This is a genomic window from Aeromicrobium sp. REDSEA-S38_B2 (genome assembly GCF_001628525.1).
Taxonomy (GTDB): domain Bacteria; phylum Actinomycetota; class Actinomycetes; order Propionibacteriales; family Nocardioidaceae; genus Aeromicrobium; species Aeromicrobium erythreum.
In genome coordinates this window covers 7984-15706 of record NZ_LUNH01000080.1, presented here as the reverse complement: position 1 = coordinate 15706, position 7723 = coordinate 7984, and the positions used below count along the sequence as shown (strand labels likewise).

Below are 7723 nucleotides of genomic sequence, written 5' to 3'. Positions count from 1 at the left end.
GAGCAGGGGCGGCGCGGCCGACGGGTCGGGGCGGGGGTCGGGGTCGGCCTCCTGCGCCGCGGCCCGGCGGTCCTGGCGGGCGATCCAGAGGACGGTCAGGACGATGCCCACCACGGGGACGAACGCCGGGATGGCGAGGACCGCCACGGGGTGCGCCGACAGCTCCCCGACCGCTGCGGCACCCGTTCCCATCGCACCAGTCTACGAGCGGCGGCCCGAGGACGGGCTCAGACCGAGAGCAGCAGGTAGATGCCCGTGAAGGTGTAGCCGACCATGAGCACGAGCATCGCGAGCTGGCCGGTGAGGCGGTGCGCGCGCGGCAGCACCTCGAGGGCCTTGTCGTGCGCCGCGACCACCGCCACCACGTGCCCGGCGACGACGAATCCGACCTTGTAGACCGCGAGGAGGTCGGGGTGCTCGGACAGGACGTACGACACCGTGAGCCCGTCGCCCGTGCCGAGCAGCTGCAGCAGGCCGATCACCACGCCCTGACCGCGCTCGACGAGGTAGGTCAGGTAGTGCGCGAAGACGTAGCCGACGACGATCGGCACCAGCGAGTGCGCCATCAGCCCCGGCAGCGCTCGGCGCTGGGCCGACGTCACCCCTCCCGTAGCCACCGAGGCGGCCACGAACGCCACCGCCACCACCACGCAGAACAGCAGCAGCACGAGCGACGTGGTGAGCGTGGAGTGCGCCGCCGACTGCCAGGCCTGCGACGCGGAGAAGCTGTCGAACGCCGTCGACCCGAGGAGCACCGACACCGCCGCGACGATCCCGGGCGCCACGGGCAGCAGCGGGAGCGAGCGCAGCGGGTTGTGCGGCGCGAAGCGCCGGTCGCGCACCAGCGGCGCGAGCCGCGCCACCACGGCGCTGTACACGTCGAACGGGTCGGCACGGTCGAACCAGCGCGGCCCGAACACGACGCCACCCGCCACCGTCACGACGACGTAGACCGCCACCCACGTGCGCACCGCGTCGACGGAGCCGGCGTCGGGAGAGGCGAGCTCGAGCCACACGAACGCGAACAGCCCGGCCGCCGCAGGCCAGTAGCCCCACGCCGGGCGGTAGACCACGAACCCGTCGGGACGACCCGTGAGCCGACCCACCAGCCACTGGACCGAGCGCCACGGCGACAGGTCCTTCCACACGTGCCCCGCCAGCAGCGCGAGCGGCACCAGCCCCACCCACACGAGGACGTAGAACGCCCCGATGCCCGGGTTCGACGCGTCGTCGGGTCCCAGGAAGAGCGCGCCCAGGAACCACGCGGCCAGCAGCAGACCCACGACCGCCAACCACGGTCGACGTCGCGGCTCGTCAGCCCCGCCGGGCTGCTCCGCCGCAGGCTGGAGCCGCGGCTCCTTCCAGGCGAACGCGAGCACGGCGAAGGAGATCGTCAGGGCCCAGCTCGCGCCCACGACGGCGTACAGGAACGGCACGGGCAGGTCGGTCGAGCCGCCCACGCCGTGCTGCGGCAGCAGGTCGAGCACGGTCAGGGCCGGACGACGAGCTGGACGATGGTCGCGTGGGTCTCGTGCGACTCCACCGCCACCTGGCCCGGACGATCGAGGGTGAACGTGCGCGACACCGTCTCACCCGGCTGGACGTCGATGCTCACCTCCGGGTCGGAGTGCACGTGCACCTCGTCAGCCACCTCGGCCGTCACGGTCAGCGTGACCGGCTCGCCGACCTTCACCTTCACCCGCTTGCCGCGGGGCTGCGGTCCGTCGGCGGTGAGCCTCACCTCCACCGTCACGCCCTCGGAGTCCGGCGTCGCGCTCGTCGGGGGTGTGCCGGACGCCGTCGCGGTGGCGGTCGCCGACGGGGTCGACGACGTCGACGCGTCGGGGACGTCCTCCCCCGCGCCGCAGCCGGCGAGCAGCAGGGCCCCGAGCACGCACCCGGCCCACGTGGTCCTCATCGATCTCTCCTGTCGTCGTCGGTCTCGTCGGGGGCATCGTCGTCGGGGCGGAACGCACGCTCGATCAGCTCACGCTCCTCGGCCTCGTCCCGACGGTCCTTGCGGGCGATGTGGAGCACGACGGCCACGACCACGATGGCCGGCACGAAGGCCGGGATCGCGACGAGGGCCGCGTGGTGCGCCCACAGCACCTCCCCGGGCGTCACGCCCGGCCGGCCCCGCTGCCCTCGTCGACGCCGTCGCCGCCACCGGGTCCGGACTCGAGCTCCTCGCGGCGCCGCCGACCCTCGCGGGCGATCGCGCCGGAGACCCGGGCCACGGCCACGCTGATGCCCGCCAGGATGGCCAGGCTGCAGACGAGGACCACGAGGTTCGCAGCACCCCAGAGCCAGGGCGACGTGTCGAGCTCGCGCTCACGCTGCAGGATCGTGATCTCCGGGACGAAGTCGCGCGTCATCTCGGCCTCGGCCGGCACCTCCTCCGCACCCAGCGCCTCGTCGGCGGGCAGGAAGATGGGGGCCGCGGTGAGCATGCGTCCGTCCTGGACGCGCAGGAGCGTCTTCCAGCTGCCGCCGATCGGGACCGGGCTCGTGGTCTCCCACGAGTCGGGCCCGGTGCGACGCAGCTGCTGCGTGACCACGCCCGCGCCGCCGCCCTGCCAGGCGGTGATCTGCACCCAGGTCGGGTGCGCGTCGATGAGACCCTCGGTGGTGGTGGCCTGCACCATGACCTCGGGCTCGTCCTCCGTGCCGACCTGCTGCACCGTGAACCGCACCTGCGCGTCGTCGGGGACCGTGGCGTTCAGGCCGTTGGCGACGGCCAACGACGTGACGAGGATCGACCCGACCACGATCGAGCGGCCCACCCAGCGGTTGACGGGGAGCCGACCGTCGAGACCCACGGCGAACAGCGCACCGCACAGTCCCGCCCCGACGGCGACCGGGACGACGGTGACCAGGCTCTCCAGCCAGATGTCCTGGGGCCACGGGAACTGGAAGACGGCGTCGTTCCAGAACTTCTCGATGACGGACCCGACGGTGCCGATGAGGAGGCCACCGACCGCGCCGAAGACGAGCGGCCGCTCCTTGAGCCTGCTGAGCGCCAGCAGCTCGATGAGCAGGGCGCTGCCCAGGTAGAGCGGGAAGACGTGGTTCGCCTGGCCGAACACGTCGCCGACGATGAAGGAGACCACGCCGCGCACGATGACGAAGAAGAACGCGGCGAACAGGGCAGCGCCGGGTCCGGCGTACAGACGGGCGGCCACCAGCGTGAGCGCGGCCGCCGCGGCGATCATCAGCGGCGCGAACACCATGCGGAACTGCGCGATGCCGAAGTCGAACTCGGCCTGGAACACCGACAGGCCGATGAGCAGACCACCGAACGCCATCGAGAGGGTCAGCTTGTGCAGCGTGCGGGCGCTGTGGTTGTCGGCCGAGCGCTTCCACTCCTCGGAGAACTCCGCCTCGCGGTGCAGCAGGATGATGCCCGCCGTGGACAGACCCGCACCGCCGATGAGCATGAGGTGCGTCGGGCCCCAGAGCGTGACGTCCTGGCCGAAGAGCCGGTGCCAGACGTCGTCGAGCGGGAAGCCGATGAGGGCGTAGAAGCCGCAGGCCGCGATGAAGATGCCGGCCACCGGCGCGTACCAGCGGCGGGTGATCCGCACCGACGCGATGCCGGGCTTCTGGCCGTCGCGCGGGAACACGACCGCGCTCATGCCGGCGACGAAGAGGGCGAACAGGCCGTAGAGGATCAGGTAGTGCGCGGGGTTCGCGAGCGGTCCCTCGTCGCGACCTCGCCCGGCGTGCAGGCTGACGTCCCAGAGGAAGCCGAGGAGGGCCACGACGAGCGAGCTGGCGACGAACAGGGCCGGGATCGACGCCCAGCCGGGCTCACCGGTGCGCGCGTGCAGCGCGTCGCCGAGACGCTGGAACCACTCGATGCGGTGGGTGCGGTGGGCCCAGGCGACGTAGACGAGGACCGCGGTGACGACGGCGGCGCCGACGCTGAGGCCGAGCACCTGGTCGAGGGCGGCCCCGCCGACCGAGGAGGGCTCGGCGGCGCGGAGGGATGCGGGGAACATTCCGGGAGTATGTCAGCGGCCATGTGACACCGCAAGTGTCGGATACGGCCGCCCGCGAGGGCCCCGACGGCGCGCCCCACGGTCACGCCGACGTCGTCCGGATCAGTGCCCGACGACCTCGTGCGCCTCGCGGCCCTTCGGCCCGTCGACGACCTCGAGCTCGACGGACTGGCCGTCGTCGAGCGTCTTGTACCCGTCGGACTTGATGCGCGACCAGTGGACGAACACGTCGCCCTGGCCCTCCACCTCGATGAAGCCGTAGCCCTTCGCGGCGTTGAACCACTTGACGGTGCCCTGCACCATGACGCACTCCCACCTGACGGCGATCGACCACCGGACCGGCCCGGTCCGGCACCGAGCCTATACGCGTCGGACGAACGGCAGAAGGGTGCGGTTCACCCGCCGGACACCCCCCGACGCCCCAGGGTTCGGACCCCCGTGCCCCTGGGGGGACCCGGACTCCACCCCGGGAGACGTCGCGCGACCAGGACGGGCGTGCTTGGCTGGACGCAGACCACCCGTCATGAGAAGAGGACCCATGAGCGCGTACCCCGGCTGGCCCGACGACCAGGAGAACCCCGGCACCACGTCCGGCAGCGCCGCGACGCCCGACACGACCGAGCGCAACGTCGGCGTCGTCGTCCACGCCATCCCCGCCGCCGCGCTCGTGGTGAGCGCCGGGACGCTGGGCTTCGTCGCCTCGCTCGTCATCTACCTCATGTACAAGGACAAGGGCGAGTTCGCGCGACGTCAGGCCGCCAACTCCCTGAACATCCAGATCACGACGCTGATCTACCTCGTGATCTCGGCCCTGCTGATGCTGGTCCTCATCGGCTTCGTCCTGTACCCGCTGGTGATCGTCGTCGCCGTCGTGCTGCACGTCCTCGGCGCCGTCCGCTCCAGCAACGGCGTCTGGTGGAACCCGCCGCTGACGCCGCGGTTCGTCCGCTGAGCCCGCCGCCGATCCCGATGGTCGAGTAGCCGTCCCGGCGACGAAGGAGCGCGGGAAGGCGTATCGAGACCACCCGGCAACGGCTGGACGCCGACCACGGAGCCATGACGACAAGCGACCACCGCTGGTCGAGTAGCTGGTCCGGCGACGAAGGAGCGCGGACCGGCGTATCGAGACCACCCGGCAACGGCTCGTGCGCGGCTGGGTCTGCACACCCACCAGGTCTCGATCTCCCGCGCGGCCACGCCCTGGGTGCGCGGGCTCCAGGCGGGGCGCCTTCGGCGCGCACTACTCGTCCGTCGCGGCTACGCCCTTCCTGCGACGGCTCCACTCGCCCGACCCGCTCCCGCCCCCGCAAGCGGGGGTGCCCCCAGCTGCGCTCGGTCGGGGTCAGGCGCCCCCAGCGACGGCGGGGATGATGCTGACCTGGCTGCCGTCCTTCACGGGCGTGTCCAGACCCTGCGCGAAGCGGACGTCCTCCTCGGCGACGTAGACGTTGACGAAGCGACGCAGCTTGCCGTCCTCGTCGACGATGCGCGCCTTGATGCCGGGGTGGTTCGACTCGAGGGAGTCGAGCACCTCCGTCAGCGTGGCGCCCTCGGCCGAGACCGAGGAGGAGTCGCCGGTGTAGCTGCGCAGGATGGTGGGGATGCGGACGGACACGGACACAGTGGTCTCCTGGATTCGATGAGGGCTGGGCGGACGGGGCTCAGGCGAGGCCGGAGGCCACGAACGCGTCGTAGGTGGGAGCGATGGTCGCGGCCGGTCCGACCGAGCCCGACACCGCGTCGAGGGTCTTCAGGCCGTGACCGGTGTTGATGAAGACCGTCTCGAGGTCCGGGTCGAGCGCGCCCGTGGCCACGAGCTTCTTGAGCGTGGCGAGCGTGGTGCCGCCGGCCGTCTCCGTGAAGATGCCCTCGGTGCGGGCGAGCAGCACGATCGCCTCGCGGATCTCGTCGTCGCTGACCTGCTCGACGGCGCCGCCGGTCGAGCGCGTCACGTCGAGCACGTAGATGCCGTCGGCGGGGTTGCCGATGGCCAGCGACTTCGCGATCGTGTCGGGCTTGACCGGACGGATAGCGTCGTGGCCCTCGGCGAACGCCGTGGCCACCGGGTTGCAGCCCTCGGCCTGGGCGCCGAAGACCTTGTAGGGCTTGTCCTCGACGAGCCCCAGCGTGATCAGCTCCTGGAACGCCTTGTGCACCTTCGTGAGCTGCGAGCCCGACGCCACGGGGATGACGATCTGGTCGGGCAGGCGCCAGCCCAGCTGCTCGGCGATCTCGTAGCCGAGCGTCTTGGAGCCCTCCGCGTAGAACGGACGCACGTTGACGTTGACGAACGCCCAGCCGTCCTCCTCGCCGGCGATCTCGCTGGCGAGCTTGTTGACGTCGTCGTAGTTGCCCTCGACGGCCACCAGGTTGTCGGTGAAGACGGCCGAGTTGACCTGCTTCGGCGTCTCGAGGTTGCTCGGGATGAAGACCACCGTGCGGATGCCGGCGCGGGCACCCGCCGCGGCCACGGCGTTGGCCAGGTTGCCGGTCGAGGGGCAGGCGAAGACCTTGGCGCCGAGCTCGGTGGCGGCGCTCAGCGCACAGGCGACGACGCGGTCCTTGAAGGAGTTGGTGGGGTTCGTGCTGTCGTCCTTCACCCACAGCCGCGCGATGCCGAGCTCGTCGGCGAGGTTGCGGGCCTCGAGCAGGCGCGTGAAGCCGGGCTCGGTGTTGGGGCTGGACTCGATGTCCTCGGGGACCGGCAGGAGGGCCTTGTAGCGCCAGATGTTGCGCGGGCCGGCCTCGATCTGCTCGCGGGTGACCGTGCCGAAGTCGTAGGCGACCTCGAGCGGGCCGAAGCAGTCGTGGCACGCGTAGTGCGGGCCGAGCTCGCGCGTCGCGCCGCACTCGCGACAGACGAGGCCCGTCGCGGAGCCGAAGGCGCCGTCTCGGAGCGAGCCGCGGACGTCCACCTCGGCGTCGTCGGCGGAGCCGGACGTGCCTGCGGCGGTGGGGGTGGGGGCGGTGATGCTCACGAGAACCTCCTGGTCATCTTTCCCGACCACGGTGGTCGGGACGGAATGAGCACCTGGCTCCCGCGTCCGGGGCGGACGTGCGGAGCTGGTTGCTGGGGCGTCGTCGGGCCGTGTCCCTGAACCCCTCTGGATGAGCGAGACCAGCCTAGGCAGGCGTCTCACCATGTGTCCACTCGGTCCGGATGACGAGATCGCGCGTCCGCGGGTCGAGCACCGGAGGGCGGGTGTCCACAGCCCGAGCGTGGCACGCCGGGCCCGCGGGCGCGCGTCCACAGCAGCTGGGTCCGCGGACCGCGGACCGCCGCGAGCGGCCATGTCCTGAGCGGCGTCGGACCGACCGGCGTCGTCGATCCGGAGGTCACCGTGCCCGTTCCCCCCGTCCCCGCCCTGCTCGCCGCCCTCGCGGCCCCCTTCCTGTTCAGCCCCGCCCTGCCCGGCGCCCCGTCCAGCCCGGGTGCGCCGTCGGCCGGCGACGCCGCGCCGCCCTGGCCCGGCAGCACGATCGTCGCCGTGGAGGGCGACGCCCGGTACGGGTTCTCGGTCACGCGGCTCGACGGCAGCGTCGAGCACCCGCCGACGCTCTCGGAGGCGACGGCGGAGTGCGAGGAGCACGACGACCCGACGGACGTCGCCGTGTGCGTGGCGCGGGTCGAGACGCGCTACGCCGGCCTCGACGACGTCCGGCTGAGCCTGGGGTGGGCGCAACGGACCGGAGGGAGTGCCACGGTCGGCTGAGACCGACCG

The 7723-nt window shown here is 72.2% G+C and carries 10 protein-coding genes and 1 riboswitch; of the genes, 2 read left to right on the top strand and 8 right to left on the bottom strand.

Annotated features, from left to right (window positions below; all coding sequences use genetic code 11):
• The 6 genes from A6Q81_RS14395 to A6Q81_RS14370 all read right to left on the bottom strand — a co-directional run.
• Positions 1 to 192: hypothetical protein (locus tag A6Q81_RS14395; protein ID WP_286690885.1), on the bottom strand; the 192-nt coding region annotated here is incomplete at its 3' end.
• 35 nt (positions 193 to 227) lie between these two features.
• Complete coding sequence (locus tag A6Q81_RS14390; protein WP_286690884.1) at positions 228 to 1487, bottom strand: hypothetical protein; 1260 nt, start codon at positions 1485 to 1487, stop codon at positions 228 to 230.
• A 2-nt stretch (positions 1488 to 1489) separates the two neighbouring features.
• Positions 1490 to 1918 carry a cupredoxin domain-containing protein gene (locus A6Q81_RS14385; protein ID WP_067854141.1) on the bottom strand — a complete coding sequence of 143 codons (429 nt, stop codon included), beginning with the start codon at positions 1916 to 1918 and terminating at the stop codon, positions 1490 to 1492.
• The gene (locus A6Q81_RS14380; protein WP_067854138.1) at positions 1915 to 2124 is read right to left on the bottom strand and encodes a hypothetical protein; all 210 of its coding nucleotides are present in this window, start codon (positions 2122 to 2124) and stop codon (positions 1915 to 1917) included. The genes A6Q81_RS14385 and A6Q81_RS14380 overlap by 4 nt, the downstream gene beginning before the upstream one ends.
• Positions 2121 to 4001 carry a hypothetical protein gene (locus A6Q81_RS14375; protein WP_286690883.1) on the bottom strand — a complete coding sequence of 627 codons (1881 nt, stop codon included), beginning with the start codon at positions 3999 to 4001 and terminating at the stop codon, positions 2121 to 2123. Before A6Q81_RS14375 ends, A6Q81_RS14380 begins: the two co-directional genes overlap by 4 nt.
• Before the next feature lie 102 nt (positions 4002 to 4103).
• Positions 4104 to 4304, bottom strand: coding sequence for a cold shock domain-containing protein (locus A6Q81_RS14370; RefSeq protein ID WP_067854132.1), 201 nt, complete (start codon positions 4302 to 4304; stop codon positions 4104 to 4106).
• A 235-nt stretch (positions 4305 to 4539) separates the two neighbouring features.
• Here A6Q81_RS14370 and A6Q81_RS14365 point away from each other — a divergent pair, with 235 nt between their 5' ends.
• A complete protein-coding gene (locus A6Q81_RS14365) occupies positions 4540 to 4953 on the top strand; it encodes a DUF4870 domain-containing protein (RefSeq protein WP_286690882.1) in 414 nt (137 codons plus the stop codon).
• Between the two features lie 390 nt (positions 4954 to 5343).
• Here the strand turns inward: A6Q81_RS14365 and A6Q81_RS14360 are convergent, their stop codons facing one another.
• Positions 5344 to 5622 carry a ubiquitin-like small modifier protein 1 gene (locus A6Q81_RS14360; RefSeq protein WP_067854124.1) on the bottom strand — a complete coding sequence of 93 codons (279 nt, stop codon included), beginning with the start codon at positions 5620 to 5622 and terminating at the stop codon, positions 5344 to 5346.
• A gap of 40 nt (positions 5623 to 5662) precedes the next feature.
• Positions 5663 to 6916 (bottom strand): threonine synthase, encoded by a 1254-nt coding sequence (gene thrC / locus A6Q81_RS14355; protein WP_067861222.1) that lies wholly within the window; start codon positions 6914 to 6916, stop codon positions 5663 to 5665.
• Between the two features lie 73 nt (positions 6917 to 6989).
• Positions 6990 to 7116: riboswitch (SAM riboswitch) on the bottom strand.
• Positions 7117 to 7342: 226 nt separating this feature from the next.
• On the opposite strand from thrC, the gene A6Q81_RS14350 reads away from it, so the two are divergent.
• Positions 7343 to 7714: a hypothetical protein gene (locus tag A6Q81_RS14350; RefSeq protein WP_286690881.1), complete on the top strand. Its 372-nt coding sequence runs from the start codon at positions 7343 to 7345 to the stop codon at positions 7712 to 7714.
• Positions 7715 to 7723 lie beyond the last annotated feature (9 nt).

Bases quoted from the DNA above. Each gene is read 5' to 3' on its own strand.
- A6Q81_RS14385 (WP_067854141.1), bottom strand. From the start codon at position 1,918: ATGAGGACCACGTGGGCCGGGTGCGTGCTCGGGGCCCTGCTGCTCGCC.
- A6Q81_RS14375 (WP_286690883.1), bottom strand. From the start codon at position 4,001: ATGTTCCCCGCATCCCTCCGCGCCGCCGAGCCCTCCTCGGTCGGCGGG.
- A6Q81_RS14370 (WP_067854132.1), bottom strand. From the start codon at position 4,304: ATGGTGCAGGGCACCGTCAAGTGGTTCAACGCCGCGAAGGGCTACGGC.
- A6Q81_RS14365 (WP_286690882.1), top strand. From the start codon at position 4,540: ATGAGCGCGTACCCCGGCTGGCCCGACGACCAGGAGAACCCCGGCACC.